21 protein-coding genes, 20 tRNA genes, 1 rRNA gene and 1 pseudogene are annotated in these 24,772 nt (G+C 35.5%); 9 read left to right on the top strand and 34 right to left on the bottom strand.

Going from position 1 to position 24,772, the window contains the following annotated elements:
* Positions 1-233 precede the first annotated feature (233 nt).
* From opp4A to OEV82_RS09880, 6 genes are all read right to left on the bottom strand, one after another.
* A complete protein-coding gene (gene opp4A / locus OEV82_RS09905) occupies positions 234-2,045 on the bottom strand; it encodes an oligopeptide ABC transporter substrate-binding protein (RefSeq protein ID WP_263061769.1) in 1,812 nt (603 codons plus the stop codon).
* 16 nt (positions 2,046-2,061) lie between these two features.
* Positions 2,062-2,970 carry an ABC transporter permease gene (locus tag OEV82_RS09900; RefSeq protein ID WP_263061768.1) on the bottom strand — a complete coding sequence of 303 codons (909 nt, stop codon included), beginning with the start codon at positions 2,968-2,970 and terminating at the stop codon, positions 2,062-2,064.
* A gap of 26 nt (positions 2,971-2,996) precedes the next feature.
* Positions 2,997-3,965 carry an oligopeptide ABC transporter permease gene (gene opp4B, locus OEV82_RS09895; protein ID WP_173661402.1) on the bottom strand — a complete coding sequence of 323 codons (969 nt, stop codon included), beginning with the start codon at positions 3,963-3,965 and terminating at the stop codon, positions 2,997-2,999.
* Positions 3,966-3,979: 14 nt separating this feature from the next.
* The gene (locus OEV82_RS09890; RefSeq protein ID WP_173661404.1) at positions 3,980-4,906 is read right to left on the bottom strand and encodes an ABC transporter ATP-binding protein; all 927 of its coding nucleotides are present in this window, start codon (positions 4,904-4,906) and stop codon (positions 3,980-3,982) included.
* Positions 4,893-5,912, bottom strand: coding sequence for an ABC transporter ATP-binding protein (locus OEV82_RS09885; RefSeq protein WP_173661406.1), 1,020 nt, complete (start codon positions 5,910-5,912; stop codon positions 4,893-4,895). Before OEV82_RS09885 ends, OEV82_RS09890 begins: the two co-directional genes overlap by 14 nt.
* A 574-nt stretch (positions 5,913-6,486) precedes the next feature.
* Positions 6,487-6,729, bottom strand: a complete 243-nt coding sequence (locus OEV82_RS09880) for a DUF2584 family protein (protein WP_173661408.1) — start codon at positions 6,727-6,729, stop codon at positions 6,487-6,489.
* A gap of 206 nt (positions 6,730-6,935) precedes the next feature.
* Between OEV82_RS09880 and OEV82_RS09875 the strand changes: the two genes are divergently transcribed.
* From OEV82_RS09875 to OEV82_RS09865, 3 genes are read left to right on the top strand one after another with little or no spacing between them, the layout of a single operon-like run.
* Positions 6,936-7,898, top strand: a complete 963-nt coding sequence (locus OEV82_RS09875; protein ID WP_173661436.1) for an ABC transporter substrate-binding protein — start codon at positions 6,936-6,938, stop codon at positions 7,896-7,898.
* A gap of 34 nt (positions 7,899-7,932) precedes the next feature.
* Complete coding sequence (locus tag OEV82_RS09870; protein ID WP_173661410.1) at positions 7,933-8,712, top strand: ABC transporter ATP-binding protein; 780 nt, start codon at positions 7,933-7,935, stop codon at positions 8,710-8,712.
* Positions 8,713-8,716: 4 nt separating this feature from the next.
* A complete protein-coding gene (locus tag OEV82_RS09865; protein WP_377701004.1) occupies positions 8,717-9,496 on the top strand; it encodes an ABC transporter permease in 780 nt (259 codons plus the stop codon).
* A 227-nt stretch (positions 9,497-9,723) separates the two neighbouring features.
* On the opposite strand, the gene ytkD is transcribed toward OEV82_RS09865, so the two are convergent.
* Positions 9,724-10,194, bottom strand: coding sequence for an RNA deprotection pyrophosphohydrolase (gene ytkD, locus OEV82_RS09860; RefSeq protein WP_173661412.1), 471 nt, complete (start codon positions 10,192-10,194; stop codon positions 9,724-9,726).
* 379 nt (positions 10,195-10,573) lie between these two features.
* Here ytkD and OEV82_RS09855 point away from each other — a divergent pair, with 379 nt between their 5' ends.
* Together OEV82_RS09855 and OEV82_RS09850 are read left to right on the top strand one after the other, a co-directional pair.
* Positions 10,574-11,656: a branched-chain amino acid aminotransferase gene (locus tag OEV82_RS09855; RefSeq protein WP_173661413.1), complete on the top strand. Its 1,083-nt coding sequence runs from the start codon at positions 10,574-10,576 to the stop codon at positions 11,654-11,656.
* Positions 11,657-11,797: 141 nt separating this feature from the next.
* Positions 11,798-12,046, top strand: a complete 249-nt coding sequence (locus OEV82_RS09850) for a DUF6154 family protein (RefSeq protein ID WP_173661415.1) — start codon at positions 11,798-11,800, stop codon at positions 12,044-12,046.
* Positions 12,047-12,087: 41 nt separating this feature from the next.
* Here OEV82_RS09850 and OEV82_RS09845 read toward each other — a convergent pair whose 3' ends face one another.
* Positions 12,088-12,525 (bottom strand): Dps family protein, encoded by a 438-nt coding sequence (locus OEV82_RS09845; protein ID WP_173661417.1) that lies wholly within the window; start codon positions 12,523-12,525, stop codon positions 12,088-12,090.
* 166 nt (positions 12,526-12,691) lie between these two features.
* Between OEV82_RS09845 and yidD the strand changes: the two genes are divergently transcribed.
* Entirely contained in the window at positions 12,692-12,940 is a 249-nt protein-coding gene (gene yidD, locus OEV82_RS09840; protein WP_173661419.1) for a membrane protein insertion efficiency factor YidD, read from the top strand.
* Positions 12,941-13,114: 174 nt separating this feature from the next.
* A complete protein-coding gene (locus tag OEV82_RS09835; RefSeq protein ID WP_263061767.1) occupies positions 13,115-14,083 on the top strand; it encodes a metal ABC transporter solute-binding protein, Zn/Mn family in 969 nt (322 codons plus the stop codon).
* A 15-nt stretch (positions 14,084-14,098) separates the two neighbouring features.
* Here the strand turns inward: OEV82_RS09835 and OEV82_RS09830 are convergent, their stop codons facing one another.
* From OEV82_RS09830 to OEV82_RS09810, 5 genes are all read right to left on the bottom strand, one after another.
* On the bottom strand, positions 14,099-15,595 hold the full coding sequence (locus OEV82_RS09830) for an o-succinylbenzoate--CoA ligase (RefSeq protein WP_263061766.1): 1,497 nt from the start codon (positions 15,593-15,595) through the stop codon (positions 14,099-14,101).
* A gap of 164 nt (positions 15,596-15,759) precedes the next feature.
* Entirely contained in the window at positions 15,760-16,581 is an 822-nt protein-coding gene (gene menB, locus OEV82_RS09825; protein ID WP_173661426.1) for a 1,4-dihydroxy-2-naphthoyl-CoA synthase, read from the bottom strand.
* 3 nt (positions 16,582-16,584) lie between these two features.
* A complete protein-coding gene (gene menH / locus OEV82_RS09820; protein WP_173661428.1) occupies positions 16,585-17,406 on the bottom strand; it encodes a 2-succinyl-6-hydroxy-2,4-cyclohexadiene-1-carboxylate synthase in 822 nt (273 codons plus the stop codon).
* A gap of 24 nt (positions 17,407-17,430) precedes the next feature.
* Complete coding sequence (gene menD, locus OEV82_RS09815) at positions 17,431-19,170, bottom strand: 2-succinyl-5-enolpyruvyl-6-hydroxy-3-cyclohexene-1-carboxylic-acid synthase (RefSeq protein WP_263061765.1); 1,740 nt, start codon at positions 19,168-19,170, stop codon at positions 17,431-17,433.
* On the bottom strand, positions 19,163-20,593 hold the full coding sequence (locus OEV82_RS09810) for an isochorismate synthase (RefSeq protein ID WP_263061764.1): 1,431 nt from the start codon (positions 20,591-20,593) through the stop codon (positions 19,163-19,165). Before OEV82_RS09810 ends, menD begins: the two co-directional genes overlap by 8 nt.
* Before the next feature lie 241 nt (positions 20,594-20,834).
* Here OEV82_RS09810 and OEV82_RS09805 point away from each other — a divergent pair, with 241 nt between their 5' ends.
* Positions 20,835-21,773 carry a 1,4-dihydroxy-2-naphthoate polyprenyltransferase gene (locus OEV82_RS09805; protein ID WP_263061763.1) on the top strand — a complete coding sequence of 313 codons (939 nt, stop codon included), beginning with the start codon at positions 20,835-20,837 and terminating at the stop codon, positions 21,771-21,773.
* Positions 21,774-21,954: 181 nt separating this feature from the next.
* Positions 21,955-22,618: pseudogene (locus tag OEV82_RS09800) on the top strand (shikimate kinase).
* Between the two features lie 32 nt (positions 22,619-22,650).
* On the opposite strand, the gene OEV82_RS09795 reads toward OEV82_RS09800, so the two are convergent.
* The 21 genes from OEV82_RS09795 to rrf form a co-directional block, all read right to left on the bottom strand.
* Positions 22,651-22,722: transfer RNA gene (locus OEV82_RS09795), tRNA-Glu, on the bottom strand.
* A gap of 7 nt (positions 22,723-22,729) precedes the next feature.
* Positions 22,730-22,822: transfer RNA gene (locus OEV82_RS09790), tRNA-Ser, on the bottom strand.
* Positions 22,823-22,825: 3 nt separating this feature from the next.
* Positions 22,826-22,900: transfer RNA gene (locus OEV82_RS09785), tRNA-Asn, on the bottom strand.
* A gap of 18 nt (positions 22,901-22,918) precedes the next feature.
* A tRNA-Ile gene (locus OEV82_RS09780) sits at positions 22,919-22,992 on the bottom strand.
* A gap of 5 nt (positions 22,993-22,997) precedes the next feature.
* Positions 22,998-23,071: transfer RNA gene (locus OEV82_RS09775), tRNA-Gly, on the bottom strand.
* Between the two features lie 15 nt (positions 23,072-23,086).
* Positions 23,087-23,162: transfer RNA gene (locus OEV82_RS09770), tRNA-Phe, on the bottom strand.
* Positions 23,163-23,181: 19 nt separating this feature from the next.
* Positions 23,182-23,258: transfer RNA gene (locus OEV82_RS09765), tRNA-Asp, on the bottom strand.
* A gap of 4 nt (positions 23,259-23,262) precedes the next feature.
* Positions 23,263-23,336 (bottom strand) — tRNA-Met (locus tag OEV82_RS09760).
* Between the two features lie 32 nt (positions 23,337-23,368).
* A tRNA-Ser gene (locus OEV82_RS09755) sits at positions 23,369-23,461 on the bottom strand.
* A gap of 12 nt (positions 23,462-23,473) precedes the next feature.
* Positions 23,474-23,550 (bottom strand) — tRNA-Ile (locus OEV82_RS09750).
* 11 nt (positions 23,551-23,561) lie between these two features.
* A tRNA-Met gene (locus OEV82_RS09745) sits at positions 23,562-23,635 on the bottom strand.
* Between the two features lie 21 nt (positions 23,636-23,656).
* A tRNA-Ala gene (locus OEV82_RS09740) sits at positions 23,657-23,732 on the bottom strand.
* A gap of 27 nt (positions 23,733-23,759) precedes the next feature.
* Positions 23,760-23,833, bottom strand: a tRNA-Pro gene (locus OEV82_RS09735).
* 9 nt (positions 23,834-23,842) lie between these two features.
* Positions 23,843-23,916: transfer RNA gene (locus tag OEV82_RS09730), tRNA-Arg, on the bottom strand.
* 13 nt (positions 23,917-23,929) lie between these two features.
* Positions 23,930-24,018: transfer RNA gene (locus OEV82_RS09725), tRNA-Leu, on the bottom strand.
* Positions 24,019-24,028: 10 nt separating this feature from the next.
* Positions 24,029-24,103, bottom strand: a tRNA-Gly gene (locus tag OEV82_RS09720).
* A 13-nt stretch (positions 24,104-24,116) separates the two neighbouring features.
* A tRNA-Leu gene (locus OEV82_RS09715) sits at positions 24,117-24,198 on the bottom strand.
* 3 nt (positions 24,199-24,201) lie between these two features.
* Positions 24,202-24,277: transfer RNA gene (locus OEV82_RS09710), tRNA-Lys, on the bottom strand.
* 20 nt (positions 24,278-24,297) lie between these two features.
* Positions 24,298-24,373: transfer RNA gene (locus tag OEV82_RS09705), tRNA-Thr, on the bottom strand.
* Positions 24,374-24,387: 14 nt separating this feature from the next.
* Positions 24,388-24,460 (bottom strand) — tRNA-Val (locus OEV82_RS09700).
* Between the two features lie 4 nt (positions 24,461-24,464).
* Positions 24,465-24,580, bottom strand: a 5S ribosomal RNA gene (rrf, locus tag OEV82_RS09695).
* Positions 24,581-24,772 lie beyond the last annotated feature (192 nt).

The following is a 24,772-nucleotide window of genomic DNA, read 5'->3' as shown; positions in this document are numbered from 1 at the left end:
CCTATCAATGATCCTCAAAACTAGACTTTCCAGATCAATGCGGTTTACTAGCAATGATTTTCGCATCACTAACAAATGATCTTGCTCTTGTGATATATCAAATTTCACCGACGTCCCCATAGCCAAGAACAAATTAACGGTCCTGGACAGGATCAATATCGTGTGCTTGGAAAATCCTGTCCGTACACATGGAAAAAAGCAGTGATTTCAGAAAATCACTGCTTTTTCATGATTTATTTTTCTGGTTGTTCAGAAGTAACGGCAATATCTTCATATCCCCAATCTGTTCCCACTTCTAACGTATAATCTTTCACTCGATTATTAACTGCAAATAGCTCTATACGGTATAAAGTTGGAATGACAGGTACGTTATCAACCATATGTTGTTGCCATTTGTCATATACTTCTTTACGATACTCGAAATCAAATGCGTCCTCAGAATGACCGTCAGCTAATAGTTGTTCATTTTCCTCATTTACATAACGAGGGTAATTGAACTTCGCATATTTTGAATATAAGCCATATGGATCTGGGTCTGTACCGGTTGACCAAGCCGCTTGATAAATATCAATAGCAGGATCATCTTGTTCTATACGATCATAGAAGGAGTTAAATTCATGTAGACGACCTTCTAATAATTGAACTTTAATACCTATATCATCCCACCATTGGATATAAGCTTGGGCGACAGGTTCGGATGTTTCACCACTATCCATGGAAGCAAAATTAAATACCATTTTATTTCCATCTTTATCCTCACGATACCCATCACCATCGACATCTTTATATCCAGCATTATCTAAAATTTCTTTTGCCTTTTCTGGATCATAATAGTATCCTTCAATGTCAGGATTATGAAAATCTTCAAAGAATGGAATCATTAAAGTACTTGCATTTGAACGTAAACCATTGTAGAAGTTTTTCGCAATTGCATCATTATCAATTGCATAGGCCATTGCTTTACGTAATTCTACGTCTTGTAGTGGAGTATCTCGATCCTGAACAGCTTCGCCTTTTTCTTCATCCCAACGACCTAATTTAAATGCAATATACGTATAAGCATTCTCAACTCGTCCTAATAACTGGAAGTTTGATGGTTCATAATCAGTTTCATACTGATCACTTGGGAAAGTTGCAATATCGATATTTCCACTTTCTAATTCTTTCTTAATTGTTTGTGGAGAAACAACTTTTAATACAACAGAATCAAGTTTTGGCTTTCCACCATAGTAATTTTCAAAAGCCTCATACTCTACAGATTCACCAGGTACGATGTTTTTCACCTTAAATGGACCAAAACCAACTACATCAGTACGAATTTTTTCTGAATTAATTAATTCACCTATTGGAACATCACCGTAATGATCTTTTGGAGCTGCATATGCCCAAATACCAGAAAGAATAGATGGATTTGCTTCTTTCCATGTAATCTTTACTGTTTTTTCGTCAACAACTTCGATACCTGAAATTTCATCTGTTTTACCAGCATGATATTCTTCCATACCTACGATATCAGAAATTAAAGTATCCCCATAACGTACACCTTGGTAATCTGGGTGTCCTATAATATAGTAGGAGTATGCATAGTCTTCAGCTTCTAATGGTTCACCATTGTGCCAATATACTCCATCTTCAATTGTGATCGTTATAGTTTTATGATCTTCTGAAAGTTCAAACTTCGCCGCTGATTCTACATCATTTGTGATTTGATAGTTTTCATCATAACCAAAAATTGGTTCAGAAAACCAGTCTAAAACCTCACGATCTGGTGCACCTTCATAAAACTGCCAATCTAGTGTTCCTTCAAAAGGTGTACTAGATACGAGTGCTACGTTAATTGAACCTCCTTCGATTTCTTCTTTGTCGTTAACAACGGTTTTTGGAAATTGAGATTCATAAACTTCTTCTTTCTCTTTTCCTTTCTCTCCTCCTGATGATCCGCTATCACTGCTTGAAGAACTTCCAGATCCACTTGAACATGCGGACAGGATGAGGATTAAAACAAGGAAAATACTTAGAAACTTAAATTTTCCTCTTTTCGCCATAACAGCAATTCCCCCTTTAACCTAATCTTTGTCTTGCATCGGCAGCACGTTTCAATGCATTACCGATGAAATTTATACACAGCATCAATACTAAAATTAGTATTGCTGCAGGTAACCATACCCACGGCTTATTTTCCATTACTTCCGGATTACGAGAATAGGATATTAATGTTCCAAGACTTGGTACATTTTCCGGAAGTCCAAAACCTAAGTAAGTAAGACTCGTTTCGATCCCGATATTACCAGCTAAATTCAGGGTCATATTAACAATAATGATAGAGCTCAGATTCGGGAGAACATTAAATAACATAATTTTCCAATCTGGTGTACCTAGCGTTTTCGATGCTGCTACATATTCAAGTTCTCTTTCAGCCAAAGCCTTCGATCGGACAAGCCGACATTTCGACGTCCAATAAAAAAGACTCATGATAAAGATAAATTTTAATACATTAAATTCAGGTACAATTGATACGTATACAATTATGATCATTAATGCTGGTAGAACAAGGACAAAATCCACTGTCCTCATAATGACATTGTCAACCCAACCACCATAATATCCAGCTAATAATCCTAAAGCAATCCCAATTATTGACGTAATTAACGTAATTGCAATACCAATTGTCAGTGAATTTCTTGCACCTAGTATTAATTGATTAAATACATCCCGTCCACCATAATCAGTTCCCAACCAATGTTCAGCACCAGGTTCTCTAAACTGATTAAATATATCTACTCTAGTTACCTCTCTAGTGTCTAATCCCAATGAATAGATATAAACATATAAAACAATACCAATAAATAGAATTAAAGAGATTAAGGCCACTTTATCTTTTAAAAACTCTCGGACAATAATTTTAAAACCAGATGGAGATTTTACTTTTTCTAGATCTGTATTTGTATTGTTAACTACTGGCGTTGCCATTTCTTTCCCCTCCCCTTAATTAGGCTTTAATCAATTCGTATGCGCGGATCAACGATACTTAAAATAATATCTGATAACAATGTTCCTAAAATAGATAATACTCCAAATAACATTACAAGTACGTTGACGACCGCAAAATCCCTTTGTTGAATTGAATCGACAAACAATTGGCCTAATCCAGGGTAACTAAAGATTTGCTCAATAAAGATTGAACCAGACAAAATATATACAATGTCATAGCCCAAAAAGGCTGCTACTGGCAATAAAGAATTACGGAATATATGGCGAGTATAAACTTTGCGTTCTGGTGTCCCTTTCGCCCTTGCTGTTTTAACAAAATCCTTTAATTTTGTATCAATAATTTCATTCCGTAAATATTGGATGGTAGAAGTTGTTGCCAACAAAGCGGATGATAAAGCCGGTAATAATAAATGGTGTAATTTGGATACGTACCAATCCCAACTACCGGGTTCTGTACGAACATCCACACTTCCACCGGTCGGAAACCAGTCCAAAGTAAACCCAAAGATATATAGCATAATGAGTGCAAAAACAAATATCGGTATCGAGAAACTTACGTAACTATATGTAACGATAAATTTATCCATATTAGTATCAGGCAATCTTCCCGCTATAACCCCTAATGGTACAGCAATCAGATAGGTTAATATTAAAGTGGCTAAACCAAGCCAAAATGTATTGGCAATACGACTTTCTAACATCGTTTCAACCTTTACATTATGTACATATGACATCCCTAATTCGCCCTGAACTAAATTTCCAATCCAACGAACATATTGTTCATGCCACGGGTCATTTAATCCCAATTTATCCCGTAATTCAGACTGGTAAGCAGGGTCCAAATTAGGACTATTAATGAATTTCCCTGAAAGAGCATCACCAGGCATTGCCTGAGCTAATAAAAAGATGAGTACACTTAATAAGAAGAGCTGAGGGATTGCGATTAATGATCTTCGGATTATAAACTTTAACATAATTACGCTCCTCTCTATGGTAATGCAACTGAATGTGTTTCACTTATTGGCTTCAAATCAAATATTTTCCCCTCAGCATCAAAGTATTTATCATAATTATTTTTAAATTCTTCGTTAACTTTTCTGCGAAAAGCCGTATGTTGTATTCGTTCCTCTGGATTCATTTGAGGAATGGACGACAATAAACGCTTTGTATAAATATGCTGAGGATATTCAAATATTTCGTCCTTTGTCCCTTCTTCAACAAGGCGCCCCCGATACATAATGCCAATACGATCACACATATGTCTAATAATTCCTAAATCATGACTTATAAATAGATAGGTTAAATTAAATTCTTTTTGAATATCTTTCATAAAGTTTAGTACTTGTGCTTGAACGGAAACATCTAGTGCTGATACAGGTTCATCAGCAATGATTAATTTCGGGTTCAGTGTCAGCGCTCGCGCAATACCGATTCTCTGTCTTTGACCTCCCGAAAATTCATGAGGATATTTATAAATGGATTCAGGACTTAAGCCAACTTTTTCTAAGACGTCCATTACTTTTGTTTTTTCTTCATTCGGTGACAATTTTTCAAAGTTACGAATCGGTTCTGCAATAATGTCAAGTACTCTCTTTCGTGGATTTAATGAAGAATAAGGATCTTGGAAGATCATTTGAATATCTTTTCGATATTGATAAAAATCTCTTCTCTTTAACTTAGTTAATTCAATATCATTGAAAAAAATTTTTCCTGCAGTTGGACGGTTTAATCCAATAATTGTTCGTCCTGTTGTTGTTTTTCCACACCCCGACTCACCGACTAATCCATATGTTTCTCCTTCTTTTAATTCAAAAGTAATATCGTCTACAGCTTTTACATGATCTATTACTCTTCTAAAAAATCCACCTCGAACAGGATAGTAAACTTTTAAATTTTCTACTTTAAGAAATGTCATATTTTACTGCCTCCGTATCATCAGGAAAATGGAAATCTTGGTAACAAGTACAGCGTACCCAATGGTTTTTTTCGACTTCGTGTAAGGTTGGATTAATTTCATGGGCTGACTCCTTAATCCAAGGTATCCGACTAGCAAAACGACATCCTGTTCGTGGGAGATTTTTTAAAGATGGAACAATTCCTTGAATTACATGTAATCGATCTGAACCTTCTGCTGCTGAAGGAATGGAATTAAAAAGCGATCTTGTATAAGGATGCAATGGATTTGAAAACAATGTATATACGTCTGCAATTTCTACAATTTCACCTGCATACATGACTGCTACACGATCCGCCATTTCTGCAACAACGCCTAAATCATGGGTGATTAAAATAATTCCTGTTTTCATCTGTTTTTGCAATTCTCGCATTAGATCTAGAATTTGTGCTTGAATTGTCACATCCAGAGCAGTTGTAGGCTCGTCAGCAATTAGAAATTTAGGTTCACATGCAATCGCAATTGCAATAACTACCCTCTGTCTCATCCCACCTGATAATTCGTGAGGAAATTGCAAATAGGTGCGTTCTGGATTCGGAATGCCTACTTTCTTTAATAATTCCAAACTTCTTGCCTTCATTTCCGCATCAGATAAATTCAGATGATTTTTCATCGCTTCCTCAATTTGCTGACCAATTCTCATTAAAGGATTTAAAGCTGTAAGCGGATCCTGAAAAATCATCCCCATTTCATTCCCACGGTATCTATTCATTTCTGCAGTTGACAATGTCAGTAAATTTTGTCCCTTAAAATTGACTTCTCCTTCTAACTTTGTATTTAATTCGTTATGAAGTCTCATAATTGATAACGCCAAAGCACTTTTTCCACAGCCTGATTCACCGACGATTGCTAGGACTTCGTTCTCATTTACATTTAGTGAAACATTGTCAACGGCAGCATAATACTCATCATGAATGCGAAAGGATGTTGTTAAATTCTTAATTTGTAAAAGTGGTTGCTTCGTCAATTGTCGGCCCTCCTCGATTGTTGTCAAAAATCTGAATAGTAATACTCATCGACCTGTTATATTTGTTTTTTATATTATTACAAATTTATTACATTTGCAATATTTTTTAGTAAATTCAGATTAAAATATCATTCGAAAGAATAAAATTATTCAGATATTATTATAGAAAAAATTATTTCATTTTACTGAATTAAGAAAATAATATTATTTCATTATTCTGAAAATTATACCTATATTTAGTGTAATAATAATATTAATAGTTTTTTTATTTTAGGTAAAGTAAGAACTTTTTATAGTAATTGAATATAAAATGGTGCTGTCCATCCAAAATAGTCGATTTAGAAGTGAAAGATGATGGCCACGCAGAAAATTGTTTCATATTTTTCCTACGTGTACAGAATCAGTGATGCAAATCTAAGTACAAGAGTTTTTGCCGAAAGCTAAACGCAGACGAACGTTCCTATAGCCCTTTCCAAACATGCTTCTGCGCTGTGGTAGATTAGCAATGGAATAAAACGATTAGGTACTTACTTTATGGACAGCCCCACTAACAAATCTTTTATTTTTATTTTCATTAATTAATATTTTTCAATGTTGCTAACGTATATACAATTGTTGTCTTTTCTTTTGAAAATAAAAGACTTCTAATAATACCTTCTCCTATTGGTTCCTTCGTTTCCCCTCTTTTTACTGGAATAGATACATCCATTGGATACAAATGATATCCATCTAAAATAAGTTCAAAATTATTTTCTTTTACTCTTTTTTCTTTCCCTTCCGTAATTATGCATGATTCAATCTGGACAGACATTGCCATTATCCATTCCTCCCTTAGTTCCAGTATACCAAAAATTCAGATTTCTACGATTTATTTTTTTCTCTATTATACATACAAGACTAGATTTACTTTTTTTAATTAGGCATTCACACATTTCACATTGATACATACGATAACGTATCGGATAGTGCATTTGTAAATAACAGGGGGAATATAATGTGAAAGGCTTTAAAATATTATTTATCATGGTTATTTTTACGTTCATTTTTTCCGCTTGCAGTACACAACAACAAAGTCTACAAAAAGTGCGTATTGCAGAAGTAACCCATTCCATCTTTTATACACCGTTTTATGTCGCAATTGGAAAAGGTTTTTTTGAAGAAGAAGGTTTAGAAATCGACTTAACAACAGTACCAGGCGGAGATAAAACAATGACTACATTAATTTCGGATGGAGCTGATATCGCCTTAGTCGGTTCTGAAACTAGTATTTATGTTAACGCACAAGGTACAGATGATCCGATCATTAATTTTGCTCAATTGACTCAAACGGATGGTACATTCCTTGTATCACGAGAACCAATTGATGACTTTACTTGGGATATGTTAATAGGTTCGACTTTCCTCGGTCAGCGGAAAGGTGGTATGCCACAAATGGTCGGGGAATACGTGTTAAAACAACATGGTATTAATCCACATGAAGATTTAGAGTTGATTCAAAACGTTGATTTTGCAAATATTGCCCCTTCGTTTTCATCCGGAACAGGGGATTTTGTGCAACTATTCGAACCAACTGCAAGTATTTTTGAACAAGAAGGTAGAGGATATATCGTCGCTTCCTTTGGTGAAGAAAGTGGGCATATCCCATATACCACTTTTATGGCAAAAGAAAGTTATATCAATAAAAATGAGGAAATTATTGAAAAATTTGTAAGAGCATTATATAAAGCACAAAAGTGGGTATATGACACACCATCTGAAGAAGTAGCTGAAACCATTGCTTCATTTTTTGAAGATACGGATATGGAAATTATTACTTCCTCTATCGAACGATATAAATCTCAAAAATCCTTTGCCGAAGATCCAATATTAAATGAGGAAGAGTGGAATAATCTGCAAAATATCATGGAAGAGGCCGGTGAGTTACCAGAAAGAATTGATTATGATACGTATGTGAATACAGAGTTTGCTGAAAGTATATTAGAGTAATTAAAAAAGATGCATCAGTGAAGGGAGGCTAATTATGAGCTTCTTACAGATTCAAGATGTCAGTCATGTTTATTTTTCAAAAAATGACCGTACTTTAGCCATCACAGACATCAATCTTACAATTGAAGAGGGGGAATTCATATCCATAATCGGGCCAAGTGGATGTGGAAAAACAACAATCCTTTCCATTGTTGCAGGTTTAATCACTCCTAGCGTTGGAAAGGTAATCCTCGATAACGAAAGCATTACTGGCCCAAATAAAAACACAGGTTACATGTTACAACAAGATTATTTATTCCCGTGGAAAACCATTCGCGAAAATATTTTTCTCGGCTTAAAACTAACCGGTCAATTAAATGAAAAAACAAAACAAAAAACATTAAATCTTTTAAAAAAGATGGGGCTTGGCCATGTAGAAAATCAATTTCCGACCCAATTGTCAGGTGGCATGCGTCAACGCGTGGCTCTTGTAAGAACATTAGCGACAAATCCAAAACTATTACTACTTGATGAACCTTTTTCAGCGCTCGATTTTCAAACAAAATTAAAATTAGAAGATCTCGTATTTAAAACATTAAAGCAGTTTGAAAAGACAGCAATACTTGTCACCCATGATATAGGTGAAGCGATTGCTATGAGTAATCGAATTTACTTATTTACAAACAGACCAGGTACTGTTCATAAATTATTTAATATCCCTGAAGAACTTAGTAAAATTCCACCATTTGAGGCCAGAAATCACCCGTTATACAATGAAATATTTCAAGGAATATGGAAGGAGTTGGAAAAACTTGAAAATCAAAATGAATATTGATTCCATGCATCGTGAGTATAAAAATAAGATAATTCGGGAACAGCGTTTTGTTATTTTTTTCCAGCTTCTGATTTTTATCACGTTTTTTGCCCTATGGGAGATCGCAAGCAATCTTAAATGGGTGGACCCGTTAGTCTTTAGCTCCCCTTCCAAAGTATGGAATTTATTTGTGGAAAATATACTTGAAGGCACCATTTACGCCCATATATCCATTACATTATTCGAAACCATTCTCGGTTTTATAATTGGTACAATTGCTGGAACTATTTTAGCCGCCATTCTTTGGTGGTCCCCATTATTGTCAAAAATTCTCGATCCATATTTAGTTGTATTGAACGCGATGCCGAAAGTTGCTCTTGGACCGATTTTAATTGTCGCGCTTGGTCCAAACATGACTTCCATCGTCACCATGGGCGCAATTATCTCAGTAATCATTACAACAATCGTCGTATACACTTCTTTTCGTGAAACAGATCCAAATTATATGAAAGTATTACAAACTTTTGGTGCAACGAGATGGCAATGTTTTAAGGAAGCCATTTTACCCTCATCATTTCCAGCCATTATTTCAACATTGAAAGTAAATGTAGGCCTAAGTTGGGTAGGGGTCGTTGTCGGTGAATTTTTAGTATCGAAACAAGGGTTAGGATATTTAATTATATATGGATTTCAAGTATTTAATTTTACACTAGTCATGCAGTCGCTTTTAATCATTGTAATCTTTGCAACAATTATGTATAAAATTGTAGAACTAATTGAAAATGCTCTAATTAAAAATAGATAAATAATGAAGGACACCAGATACAAATGGATAGAAAAAGTAAAAGTAGCGGCGAACCAAAAATGTATCAATATTTCCCTACTTGCAGAAAAACTGAAACATACTCAAATCCAGCGGGATAAGAAGTAAATCTTAAGATCCCGAGTTAGGACTAAAGATACCTGAGGATGCGTCCGCTACTTAATCATGTAAAATTTACTATAAAACTTCATTGCTTTCTTGGCAGTTCGTTAAAAATAAACTTCTTTTATTCGTTTGATACTTAACGGCACAACGTCATCTTGCATAATAAAACTATATTCTTCTCCTGAAAAGGAAAGCGTATTTGAAATTTTTTTCAAAACAGGGCCATCCGTTTCCATATAATTTTTCTTTTTTTCCAGCTTTTCAATTTCTGCAAAATAAACCGCCTTGAAAAAATGTTCATCTTTTCCACAAACTTCATATTGACCTACACGAAATAAGCTTTTTACTTGTCCCCCTGTTTCTTCATATACTTCTCTTTTTGCAGCTTCTTCCAAATTTTCATCTGCTTCCACTTTTCCACCTGGAAATTCCAATCCTCTTTTTTTATGTTTTGTGAACAACCAAAAATTTTTATACTTAGAAATAACAAGGACATGTTTTACTTTATCATTCCATTGTTCACTTGAATAAGTAAACCGAACTTGATTTCCATTTTTATCAATAAATTCATGCATCTTATTCAACCTCGCAACTACACTTATCGATTTACACATTACATAGTATCATGAAAACTATTATTTCTCTTACGGAAATGACTTCCTTCTGTTTAGCCCATCAATAATATACTAACACAATATTGATATAATTCTTCTCATGCCTTTTTTATCAAAATACGATTCATTCCTAAATTGCTGGACGTTTCTTAGAACTTCTTCTCGATTGTGCAGTTTTTCATTATTGATATGTTTTTTCCTTAACATCATAAATAAAAGAAAAAATTTTTTAAATATATTGACTAAAAAGTTTTTCGGGATTATAATTCTCTTTAAACATTTATTAAGTTTTCATTAATATAAAAAATCTGAACATTAAAATGTGGAAGGAAGTATAACGATGACTCAACTTGCTCAATTGGAATTTGTCAAAGCGGACAAATTAAAAGAAAAACCAGATCCAAGCACATTACAATTTGGAAAAGTATTTACAGACTACATGTTCGAAATGGACTATGACATTGAAGAAGGCGGGTGGCATAATCCAACCATTAAACCATTTAGTCCCTTATCCTTATCCCCAGCTTCATTTGTGTTTCATTATGGTCAGGCCGTTTTTGAAGGTTTAAAAGCATATAAACAAGCCGATGGAACCATCGTCATTTTCCGACCTGAAAAACATATTGCTCGCTTAAACACTTCCAATGAAAGATTATGTATCCCCAAAGTTGATGAAAAATTAGCCTTAGAAGCGCTTGTTCAATTAATTGAATTAGAAAGTGATTGGGTCCCTGAAAAAGAAGGCACTTCACTTTATATACGCCCATTTATCATTTCAGTCGAACCATATTTAGGTGTTAGACCTTCTTATCATTATAAATTTATGATTATTCTCTCTCCAGTTGGTGCTTATTATGCTGATGGTCAATTAAATCCTGTTAAGATTTTTGTAGAAGATGAATTTGTTCGTGCAGTTAAAGGTGGGGTTGGCCATGTTAAAACTCCAGGTAATTATGCCGCAAGTCTTCTTGCCCAAGAACACGCTCAGAAAAAGGGATATGAGCAAGTGTTATGGTTAGATGGCAAGGAAAATAAATATATAGAAGAAGTTGGCTCTATGAATATCTTTTTCAAAATTAATGGTGAAATTTATACTCCGAAACTAAACGGAAGTATATTATCTGGTGTTACAAGGGATTCTGTCATTGAACTTGTCAAAGATTGGGGAGTTCCTCTACATGAAGAACGTATAGCCATTGAAGATATTTTTGAAGCTCATCAAAAAGGACTATTAGAAGAAGTTTTTGGTACAGGAACAGCGGCTGTTATTTCTCCAGTCGGCGAATTAAGATGGGAAGATAAAGTAATAACAATCAATAATAACGAAACAGGCGAATTTGCTAAAAAACTGTATGATACAATAACGGGAATTCAATACGGAAAATTAGAAGATACGTTTAATTGGGTCAAAAAAGTAAAATAAAACTACTAGGAGATAGTCTTACAGGCTGTCTCCTTTCCTTTTATAAAATTTTTCTTATTCATCATTCATCTAGACTTTTTTCTTATTTAATGGTAAAAGTAAATAAACATAAGATATTCAATAAGAAGGAGTGAGCGCACAATGAAATTTGTTGATGAGTTATATAACTTTTATAAAGATCAACTAATGGCAGATGAAGAAGACGTCGATTTATTAATATATTCCATAATGCAAGACCTCTCTCGGGAAGATATGCTTCGGGTGATGTCTGAACTAAATGATAATGAATTGTACCAAATTACCGGTAGTTATTTAGCTTTTAAGTTAAAGGAAAAAATTGTTCAAGACCAAGACTTAGGATCATTACCTAATGATAAATATTTAAATTAATACATAAAAATTGGCTGCTTGATAAGGCAGCCATTTCATAATTACCCAAGGAATGCTTTGTACATCCATATATGTTTTTCAAAACTTGAACTAATACCTAATAATAAGTCAACGGTTACTTCATCACCAGAATCACTTGCAATTTCAATTGTCTCTAATAAATTTTTATTGATTGATTCTAAATCTTGAACAATTTCGGTAACCATCTCTCGGTCAGTACCTTTTGATGTTGCCTCTTTTATTGAAGCTAATTCTAGACTTTCTTTCAATGTAGAAATTGGGGTCTCACCTTTTTGTAATAATCGTTCGGCTACATCATCACTATGACCTGTAACTTCTTCATAAAGCTCTTCAAATTTTTCATGTAATGTAAAAAAATGAGGCCCTTTTACAAACCAATGAAAATGATGGAGTTTCATATAAAAAACTTGTAAATCAGCCAAAATGAGATTCATCTTATCTTTTAATTGTTGATCCATTCCATAACCTCCTTTAAGGAAATGTATTCTTCTTTACTTTTATCAAAACGTGATATTATTATGTAGAAAGAAAATAATTATTCCTTCTAAAATTTATTATACACCTGCAAAAAATTAAAGATTGTCATTAATGTGAATATTTTCTTAAAATTTTGAGGATGTTATTATGTTAAAAAAAATACTTATTCGTTTCATACAATTTTATCAAAAATTTATCTCTCCAATGAAACCACCAAGTTGCCGTTTCTATCCAACCTGTTCTCAATATGGTGTCGAAGCTATTTATCGTTTTGGGGCACTAAAAGGTGGTTACTTAACCATACGAAGAATTTTAAAATGCCACCCACTACATAAAGGTGGTTGGGATCCTGTACCCGAAGAATGGCCATTAAAAAAAAGAAAAAATCAGCATTGAAAAATAATATTGAAATGTCATCCGCTATACTATAAATGGAGCCACTTAACAGTATGTAAAAAATATCTGTTAACCGCTCCATTTTTTTCTTGCAATCATATCAGTTTTCCATTATCATACTTTTAGATAAATCGTAATGAATACGATTTGTGATTTTTTACTTAGGAGGCTTCTATGAAGAAACTATTAATAGCTACAATCAGTTTTCTATTAATTATTTTACTAACAGGTTGTAATGTAGATCGTACGAAGGAGGATACTGAAGGGAAACTGATCGTTCATACATCAGTCTATCCATTGGAAGATTTTACAAAAAAAATTGGTGGAGAATTTGTTCGTGTTAAATCAATATATCCACCAGGCATTGATGAACATTCCTATGAACCTTCTCAAAAGGATATTATTGATATGGCAAATGGCGATTTATTTTTCTACATAGGTCATAATTTAGAAGGATTTATGCATAATGCAGAACCAATTTTAAAAGATGAAGGTGTCAATGTTATTGCTATTGGAGAAAAAGTCCAAATAGACGAAACAGAAAAGCCGCAACATGACCATGAACAGAACGAGCATGACGAACACGAAGAACATGAAGATCATGGACATCAGCATGGTAGTATTGATCCACACCTTTGGCTGGATCCGATCTATGCTAAGCAAATGGCTATAGCAATAAAAGATGCCCTTAGTAAAGCGATGCCTGAACAAAAAGCCTATTTTGAAGAAAATTTAACAAATTTGGTAAATCGGCTAGATGATTTACATAAGAAATTTGAAACGTTAGCAGAAACTGCAAAAGTAAAACAGTTTGTTGTCTCTCATTCCGCCTATGGTTATTGGGAAAAGCGTTATGGTTTAAAGCAACTAAACATTTCGGGTATTTCAACTTCACAAGAACCTTCTCAAAAACAGTTAGTAGAAATTATTAATGAAATTGATGAGAACCATCTTCAATATTTATTAGTCGAACAAAATGTAAGTAATAAATTAGTGAATGTTATTCAAAATGAAACAACAATTGATACACTCCCTATCCATAATTTAGCAGTGCTAACAAAACAAGATATAGAAAATGGTGAAGATTATTTTTCATTAATGAAAAATAATCTGGAGACACTAAAAAAAGCGCTAAATCCATAAACGAGTGGGGTAAGCTTAACCCCACTCATTATTTTCTATCATTTCTCGTAAACGTCTCCGCATAATTTTATTTGAAGCAGTTTTCGGTAGGTTAGTGGTTTTTAGCCATTTTTTTGGAACTTTAAATTTAGCAAGTTGTTCTTCACATAACTTTTGCAATTCCTGTTCTTCCACATGCCAACCATCTTTTTCAACAAAAATTCCATAAGGGATTTGTCCCCATTTCTCATCCGTAATTCCGACAACAGCTGCTTCTAAAATTCCAGGGTGAGTTTGAATAACGTTTTCAACTTCAGCCGGGTAAATATTTTCACCGCCAGAAATAATTAAATCTGACCGTCGATCAATGACAAATAAAAATCCTTCTTCATCCATGTACCCGACATCGCCGGTATAAAACCATCCATCTCTAGTAAAACTTTTTTCATTAGTTTCTTCTCGTTTATAATAACCTATTGTTACATTCGGTCCTTTTACAACGATTTCACCAATTTCCATCGGTTTTGCTATTTTATTATCTGTTATGATCTTCACTTCACTTAAAAATAATGGTTTCCCAGCAGAACCTATTTTTTCTAAACTATCTTCTGGTGATAACGTTACAATTTGAGATGATGTTTCAGTCATTCCATAAGATTGAAAGACAGGAATGCCTTTTGATTTACAAGCTTTCAACAACGTAACAGGAGCAGGACCACCACCGAGAAGGAAACAACGTAAAGCAGGATGATACTCACGTTCACCTAAATTGTCTATTAGTCTTTGGAGCATAGCCGTAACAACAGACACTATCGTTGCTTTACCTGCAATTAAATCTTGATTGATTCGTTTCTCGTCAAACTTATCATAAAGGATAACTGGGATGCCATATAATACGCTCCGAATTAAAATTGAATAACCGCTAATATGAAATAAGGGGACGGCTGTAAGCCATGCATCGTTTTCTTGTAAACCAAGATTGAGTATGTTTCCTATAGCACTAGACCAATGGTTTCCATACGTTTGCAATACACCCTTCGGAAAACCTGTCGTTCCAGAAGTATACATAATTGTACATACAGCGTTTTTACGAAATTCTGTCACATATTCAAATTCTTTCTCTTTTAAATCCTGTATTTGCTCATTGATGAGAATAGCATTGGGGAGATGGGAATGGAAATTTATTTTATTCGGTAATAATTCTTCTTCAGTTATTAAAAATTTCACTTCACTATCTGTAATTTGGAATAAAAGTTCCTTTTCTTGTAAACGTATATTTAATAAAACCGCTTCACAACCGAGTAACTGAAGTGCATGTATAATCATAACCGTATTTGGATGATTTTTAAGTAAAACCGCTACTCGATCTCCTTTTTGCACTCCTGCAAAATGCAGTTTCTTAGCAGTAGATATAACATCCTCTTTTAATTGTTTAAATGTCCATTTTTTATTATTAAATATTAATGCAATACGATCAGGTGTTAAATAAGCACGTTTTAATAGCCAGTTTGGTAGTGTTTCTTCAACTAACATGATGTCACCTCTTTTAATAGAGCAATAAGCGAACCCATCCATTTAAAACTACAAAATAAAACTCATAAAAAATATGCTTTAAAAGATAAGCAGCTATTGGTAGCTGCTTGCAGCTATTGGTAGCTGCTTATCTTTTAAATCTATTGTTTTTACTCCTGACAGAATTAAGGGAATCGTGGAAATTGATCAAAGTTAGGTTTCCGTTTTTCTTTAAAAGCATCCCGACCTTCTTGTGCCTCAGGTGTTGTATAATATAGTAACGTAGCATCCCCTGCTAGCTGTTGGATTCCAGCCATACCATCAGATTCTGCATTAAAAGCGGCTTTTAAGAAGCGAATTGCCATTGGGCTTTTCTCAAGGATTTCTTCCGCCCATTTCACTGTTTCATCTTCTAATTGTTCTAAAGGTACAACTTTATTTACTAACCCCATTTCAAGCGCTTCCTGAGCATTATATTGACGACATAAATACCAAATTTCCCGGGCTTTCTTATGACCGATAATTTTTGCTAAATAACCAGCACCATATCCACCATCAAAGCTGCCAACCTTTGGACCAGTTTGCCCGAAAATAGCGTTTTCAGCAGCAATTGTTAAGTCACATACAACATGTAAAACATGCCCGCCACCGATTGCGTATCCTGCTACCATTGCAATAACTGGTTTTGGAATAATCCGAATGAGCCGTTGTAAATCTAACACATTTAAACGTGGAATATGGTCATCTTGACCAACATAACCACCATCACCACGAACCTTTTGGTCACCACCGGAACAAAATGCTTTGGTTCCAGCACCAGTTAAAATAATCACGCCTATTTTTTGATCATCCCGAGCATAGCTAAATGCATCAAGTAATTCCTTTACTGTTTCTGGGCGAAATGCGTTATGTACCTCTGGACGATTAATCGTTATTTTTGCAATACCATTATATGTTTCATATATGATATCTGTATATTCGCGTTCACGAATCCATTCTCTTGCCATTTATTATGAATCCTCCTTTTCATCTAGCAAAATGTCCACTACTATTTTACCAAACTTATCTCTTTTTTCCACATGAACAGCATGGCCTGCTTCTAAAATTGTAAACATTTCTCCTTTTGGAAGTTTTGCTACCATTTCAAGTCCGATTTTATAGAATTTTCGGTCGAGCTCACCTGTTATAATATAAGTAGGTATATTTAATTCATTTAAGCGATTCCACCAGGATGGTTGGACACCTGTCCCCATTCCACGTAAACTATTGGCTAAACCATGAGGATTTTGAGCTAAACGCTCTTGTCGAATGTGTGCTTGAATCTCTTCCGACAAACGTTTTTGGCTTTGAAACAAAGGAATATTCTCCCAATACTGAACAAATCTTATAAGCCCTTCCTCTTCGATCATTCGAGCCAATTTTTCATCCTGTTCTTTCCTTTGTAACCGTTCTGTACCTGTTTTTAATCCTGGTGAGCTACTTTCAAGAATAACTGAACACACTTTTTCCGGATATATCATTGCAAAAGATAGTGCAAATCGTCCACCCATGGAATAGCCTAATAAATGAGTCTGGTCTATATTAAGTTTTTTTAAAAAAGTATAAATATCTTCCACAACATTTTCTATTCTATATCTATCAATTAGTTCAGGGCTTTCTGTTTCTCCATGTCCCGGCAAATCAATAGCAATTACTGTAAAAAATTTCGACCATTTTTTTATAAAAGGCTTCCACGTATTCTTACTTCCTGTAAAGCCATGGAACAATAGTAAAGGTTCACCATTTCCTACAATAAAGTAACTGTAGTTCATCCCGTTTAAATTTATAATCATTTCTCGACCATCCTATTATTTCTATTACCCCAAAATGTTTTCTATTTCCCTGGAAACATTATTCCACAATTTTTGACGAATTTCTGCATTTTCTTGACGATTCGTCAATACTTCAATAATTTTTAATCCCTTTTCCATCCTTGTATGCTCCATAACAGATAAATATTGTTGAAATGTTTCCACTTTATAATATTTACCGCCATATAAATGTGCTGCATGTTCAAATCGAAGATCAGTGGGTGTCCCAAATAATAATTCAAAATAAGTCGGGTAATTCGCCTGTTGAAGCATGGAAAATATTCCCCCACCGTTATTATTGATAATTAATATTGTGAGATTTAAATCATGCATTTTGGCAGCAAGTAAACCGTTCATATCATGATAAAAACTTAAATCACCTACCACCAGATACGTATGATCTTCAATGACACTAATACCTAAAGCGGTCGATATTAAACCATCAATTCCATTTACACCCCGATTACCAAATAACTTGATCTCGGAACTATTTGAATGGAAAAAGTCGTCCACATCACGAATTGGCATACTGTTACCAATCATAACACTCGCTTTTTTAGGTAATAAATGTTGTAGGTGATAAATTAATCTTCCTTCACTTATACCTTCATCATCAATTTGAACAATACTCTCTTTGACTAATTGATTTAATCTTAACCATTGTTCAGTCCATGTTGAATTGAACCTTGTTTTATTATTCGTTAAGGAAGCTAATTTCTCGCAAAAAATTTGTTCATCACAGTAAATCATTTCGTATGCACTACTAACGGGATCACGCCAACCTTGTCCACCATCCACGATGTATTGAGGAACATCAGCATGTTCTTTCAAATAAAACATTAAAGATTTCGACACCGGCATAGAGCCAAAACGGATAATCATTTCCGGCTTTAATTTTTTTCGGGCAGTCTCATTTTTTAGAAAAGCGTTGTATGAGTCTAAAATTAACTCTTTATTATGTGTGCCGCTTCGCAATTGGGATAAGGGATCAGCAATAATTGGATAATTTACATTTTCAGCGAATTGAACGATTGCTTCATTAAATGCTCGATTATAAACATCCATTGGTCCACAAACGATTAAACCTTTCTTAGGTAATTTATCTACTAGTTCATTGAACGACTTATCCTTTAACGTTGGATAACTAGTCATAATTTTTACGTTAGAAGAGTCCGTTCCTTCAAATTTGTTAGGATCATCCATGATAGGAACTAGCGGTTCACGTAACGGGAAATTCAAATGTACGGGGCCATATGGTCTTTGCATTGTAGTCTGTACGGCCCGTGAACATACCGTTCGTACAAACATTAACATATCTATAGAACTCTCAGGTAACGGCATATCTTGAAACCATTTCACATGTTTCCCATATAAGTCCACTTGATTAATCGTTTGAGCTGCACCAATATCCCTCAACTCATGTGGACGATCTGCAGTTATAACAAGTAAAGGCACCCTAGCATAATAACTTTCTACTACTGCAGGAAAATAGTTAGCAGCAGCTGTTCCAGAAGTACATAAAATAGCTACAGTATTATTCATGGCTTTCGCTAAACCTAGGGCAAAATATGCGGCTGACCGTTCATCAATATGAATGATAACTTCGATTTCTGGATGATCTGCCAAAAGCATTGCAATCGGAGTAGACCTTGAACCAGGACTAACAACAACTTTTTGTACTCCAGATTTGGCCAATTCATCGACGAAAGCACCAATATATTTTGTCATCGCTTCTTGATTACTCATAAATATTTCCTCCTAAAGCCCGTAACATTGGACGAAATTTCACTTTTGTTTCGACAAATTCTTTTTCTGGATTTGAATCTCGAACAATTCCACATCCTGCAAATAGCACTGCTTCCCTATCCCTTATTAATCCTGAACGGATCGCTACCACAAATTCACCGTTATGTCTGTAGTCAACCCAACCGATTGGTCCTGCATACATACCACGTTCAAAAAGTTCAAAGTCACGGATCATTTGTAAAGCTACCTCAGTTGGTGTTCCACCTAAAGCAGGCGTTGGATGTAATTCTTTTACAAAGTCGAAGATCGATTTTTTATCTTTAGCCCATCCTTCAACGGGTGTATACAAATGATGAATATCTTTATTTGTCATAATCTGAGGCGAATGAGCTTTACTAATGGACTCACAAAGTTGTTGAAAGGCTTCTGTAATCATGTCAACAACAAACTGATGTTCGCCCAAATTCTTTTCATCATTTAGTAATTCCTTTTTCATTCGTTCATCATCATCTTCGGTTTTACCTCTAGGAGCAGAACCAGCAACACATGCTGAAAACATGCGCTTTCCTTCCTTTTTAACTAACCTTTCTGGAGTAGCACCAATAAAACAATCTTCATTACTTGTTAATGAAAAAATATAGCTGTTTTTTTGCTGATCTCTTAAATTTTGTAAAAGAGCCACACGATCAATCTCATTCTCAAACAATAAATGTAAATCACGTGCTAATACTACTTTTTTTGCATATTCTTGATTGAGTAAGTGAATTGCCTTCCTTACTTGCTGTACCCATAGAGAACTATTTTTTTCTATAACATTTGGAAGACTCATTTTTTCTTTTACTTGAAATTTATTGTTAACATTGGAATTCTGTAAAATAAAATTTCGTTCTTTTAATATTTGTTCGATATCTTCTTCTCTCATGCCATCAGGGGTACATATTATATTCATCGTAAAATAACTTTGGCTGTTCACATTGGTTACCATATACTTAGGGACATAAAAAATGCCGTGGCTAAAGTTCTTCCACAGATTGGATTCTTTATTTACATAGTCAAAGGAAAATCCCCCAAATAAAACAGGTCCAACACCTGTTACTTTAGGATATGGATTATTTATAATGGAACGTTCAACTAATAGCTGCCATTCTTCACTAATATTTTCATATCGGTTATTTATGTCTGTTATGTTCATCGTCATAGCAGCACCTAATCCAGCAATTAATAAGTTAGAATGGGCATCTTGCCAATAAAAATTTTCATTTACAAAGTGATCTATATTACTATGAATAAATTGAAAAGCATCTATGCCATCTAGTTTCTCAACATAACTAACTATTACGTCATGTTTATTTTTTCTCGCCTTTTCTACCCCGCTGTTTATCAAATTTTCTATATTTATCATGTGCTTAATCCCAACGTTCATTATTTTCACCCCGAAACCCTGATAATAGCTAAATTTATTCCTATAATAAAAAGTCACTCTTTTTATTATAACATGATGAAAATATTGTATCGACTATACTCCAGATAAAAGCCTTCCTTATCATTTTCCATCCAGAAAAGGAAATTATATCAATTGACACTTTTTCTTAGATTCCCTAAACTAAGTATAGAAGTTCACATGTTAGTCAAAATTGAATAACTAATAGAGGAGAGCGAATTTCATGCAACCTGATATTCAAGCCAAACAGCGGACAACTCTTGAAAAAAACAAAGGTTGGCAAGTTTGGTGGCAATTAATGCGACCTCATACATTAACGGCCTCATTTGTACCGGTAACACTCGGTACGGTGTTAGCGTTTGAAGTTTTCAATCGTGTGCATATCGGACTGTTCTTGGCAATGCTTATCGCAAGTATATTAATTCAAGCAGCAACCAATATGTTTAATGAATACTATGATTATAAAAGAGGACTTGATAACGAAGAATCAGTCGGAATTGGTGGCACAATCGTCCGCGATGGAGTTCATCCAATAGTAATTATGCGACTGGCTTTATTATTTATCGGGATTTCCATTTTGTTAGGCATTTATATTTGTGTAAATAGCAGTTGGTGGATTGCTTTAGTTGGAGTTATTTCAATTTTAGTTGGATATCTATATACAGGTGGTCCATTACCTATTTCATCTACTCCACTTGGCGAAATTATGTCCGGTTTATTTATGGGAATTAATATTATTTTAATTTCCTATTTTATTCAAACTGGTACGATTACAACAACTGCCATCTTAGTATCAATCCCAACAACGATATTAATTGGGGTTATTAATCTATCAAATAATATTCGCGATGTTAAAGGTGATAAGGAATTTGGAAGAAAAACTTTGCCTGTATTACTCGGTAGAGATAATGCATTAAAAATTATGGCAGCTAGTTTCTTCATCTCCTATATTTGGATTATCGGTTTAATCATATTCAATCATTTAACTCCATGGCTTCTCATTGTATTACTAAGTATTCCAAAAGCATACAAAGCTGTAAAAGGGTTCATGGGTAAAACAGAACCTATTGAAATGATGCCAGCAATGAAAGCAACAGCACAGACGAATACGTTCTTTGGATTTTTATTATCAATTGGATTTATTATCTCATTTATATTCTAAAACAGCAGTCTATTCTTAGACTGCTGTTTTAATTTGGTTAGATATAGATAGCATATTGTCTATAAATGTTTCGCAATTAATGTATTTATAGTTCATCTTCTATTTAGAGAAATTGATTTCCCATATCACAATCTCACAATTGTTTGTATTTTATTTATTAGTATAATTATTAGAACTTTTTTTGCTTTTTAATTTTACAAGATTTCACAACGGACATTTTAGGGGCGAAAATAATAAATTTGTACTTATATTTGGTCCACAAGCAGTTGGCAAAAATGACAGTTGGAAAAAAATAAAAAAAATTAACGGCTTTTAAATAATTTCACAATCATCTTACGATAGAATGGCTCGAACCGTTTTTTGGATTAGTCCAATAATGTGGAAACTATCAGATTCATTTCGAACTGAGATTTTTAAAGCCTTTGCAAAAACTAACCAACCAGGTTTAATATTCACTTATGTATGGGCTTTTGATAGAAAGAAGATTGAAAGCTTGTAGAGAACATCTGTAAAATTTTTGAAGAAAAAGGAGTAGAAGTATATTTCGTAGAATTAGAAGCTGATATAAATGAACCCATAAATAGAAATAAAAGTCCATATCGATTAAAAGAAAAGCCCACAAAAAGAAATATTGAAAGATCTGAAAGAGAATTACTTGAAACAATGAAAAGTCATAGATTAAATTCTTATAAAGGCGAAATAACAAGAAAAATTATATAAAAATCAATAATACAAATCGGACACCAATTGAGACAGCAAAAATGATCTCAAAACGATTTCATTTTTTTATAAGAATACATAAAATGATCCCCAAAAAAGACAATAACTACTCTAGAATCAAATAAAAAGCACTTCCTATTGGGAAGTGCTTTTTCAATGACCCCTACGGGATTCGAACCCGTGTTACCGCCGTGAAAGGGCGGTGTCTTAACCACTTGACCAAGGGGCCAAAATAATGGTGGAGAAGGTGGGATTCGAACCCACGCACCGGATAAACCCGGTCTAACGGTTTAGCAAACCGTCCTCTTCAGCCACTTGAGTACTTCTCCATCTGGCTCCGCAGGTAGGATTCGAACCTACGACCGATCGGTTAACAGCCGATTGCTCTACCACTGAGCTACTGCGGAATAATATATTTTTTCTGATGGGCCTGAGTGGACTCGAACCACCGACCTCACGCTTATCAGGCGTGCGCTCTAACCGACTGAGCTACAGGCCCATTTATGGAGCGGGTGAAGGGAATCGAACCCTCGACAACAGCTTGGAAGGCTGTGGTTTTACCACTAAACTACACCCGCATAACTGAATTAAAATGGTGGTTCGGGGCGGAATCGAACCGCCGACACATGGATTTTCAGTCCATTGCTCTACCGACTGAGCTACCGAACCGTAAGGATATTTGTTTTAATGGCGGTCCGGACGGGACTCGAACCCGCGACCTCCTGCGTGACAGGCAGGCATTCTAACCAACTGAACTACCGGACCAATATTGCGGGGGTAGGATTTGAACCTACGACCTTCGGGTTATGAGCCCGACGAGCTACCAGACTGCTCCACCCCGCGGTAATAATATTTCTCTGTTCGCTAATATATTATGGTGGAGGAAGAGGGATTCGAACCCCCGCGCGGTTTGACCCGCCTGTCGGTTTTCAAGACCGATCCCTTCAGCCAGACTTGGGTATTCCTCCAAAAAGATAATATGGTGGACCTTGTAGGACTCGAACCTACGACCGGACGGTTATGAGCCGTCTGCTCTAACCAGCTGAGCTAAAGGTCCTTGTATTATAGTAGCGGCGGAGGGAATCGAACCCCCGACCTCACGGGTATGAACCGTACGCTCTAGCCAGCTGAGCTACGCCGCCATGGACTATATTACTCATTAATGGTGGAGCCTAGCGGGATCGAACCGCTGACCTCCTGCGTGCAAAGCAGGCGCTCTCCCAGCTGAGCTAAGGCCCCATTTATAATAATGTGTCTTTTTATCTATCGGGAAGACAGGATTCGAACCTGCGACCCCTTGGTCCCAAACCAAGTGCTCTACCAAGCTGAGCTACTTCCCGTAACATAAGCGCGCCCGAGAGGAGTCGAACCCCTAACCTTTTGATCCGTAGTCAAACGCTCTATCCAATTGAGCTACGGGCGCATAATTAATGAAATGGTGCCGAGGACCGGAGTCGAACCGGTACGGTAGTCACCTACCGCAGGATTTTAAGTCCTGTGCGTCTGCCAATTCCGCCACCCCGGCGAGTTGATTATGGAGCGGAAGACGGGATTCGAACCCGCGACCCCCACCTTGGCAAGGTGATGTTCTACCACTGAACTACTTCCGCGTTGTTTTTTTGATGCGGGTGAAGGGAGTCGAACCCCCACGCCTTACGGCGCCAGATCCTAAGTCTGGTGCGTCTGCCAATTCCGCCACACCCGCAAATGGTGAGCCGTAGAGGATTCGAACCTCTGACCCTCTGATTAAAAGTCAGATGCTCTACCGACTGAGCTAACGGCTCGTCTTACTATATGTTTAAACTGGTGCCGGCCAGAGGACTCGAACCCCCAACCTACTGATTACAAGTCAGTTGCTCTACCAATTGAGCTAGGCCGGCATATCAATTAAATATGGAGGATGACGGGATCGAACCGCCGACCCCCTGCTTGTAAGGCAGGTGCTCTCCCAGCTGAGCTAATCCTCCTAGAGTCTGGCAACGTCCTACTCTCGCAAAGGGAAACCCTTCACTACCATCGGCGCTGAGAAGCTTAACTTCCGTGTTCGGGATGGGAACGGGTGTGACCTTCTCGCTATCGTCACCAAACAAATTGGTTAGGACAAGTATTATTATACATGTTTTTTTTAAAATTTCAAGAAGAAATTTTTCATTCTTTCAAAACTAGATAACGCAAGGCAAGTAAACCAAGTTATTGTCAATTGGTTAAGTCCTCGAACGATTAGTATCCGTCAGCTCCACACGTCACCGTGCTTCCACCTCGGACCTATCAACCTTGTC

Source organism: Pallidibacillus thermolactis (assembly GCF_025660415.1).
GTDB lineage: Bacteria > Bacillota > Bacilli > Bacillales > Caldibacillaceae > Pallidibacillus > Pallidibacillus thermolactis.
This window is presented reverse-complemented; position numbering and strand designations above follow the sequence as displayed.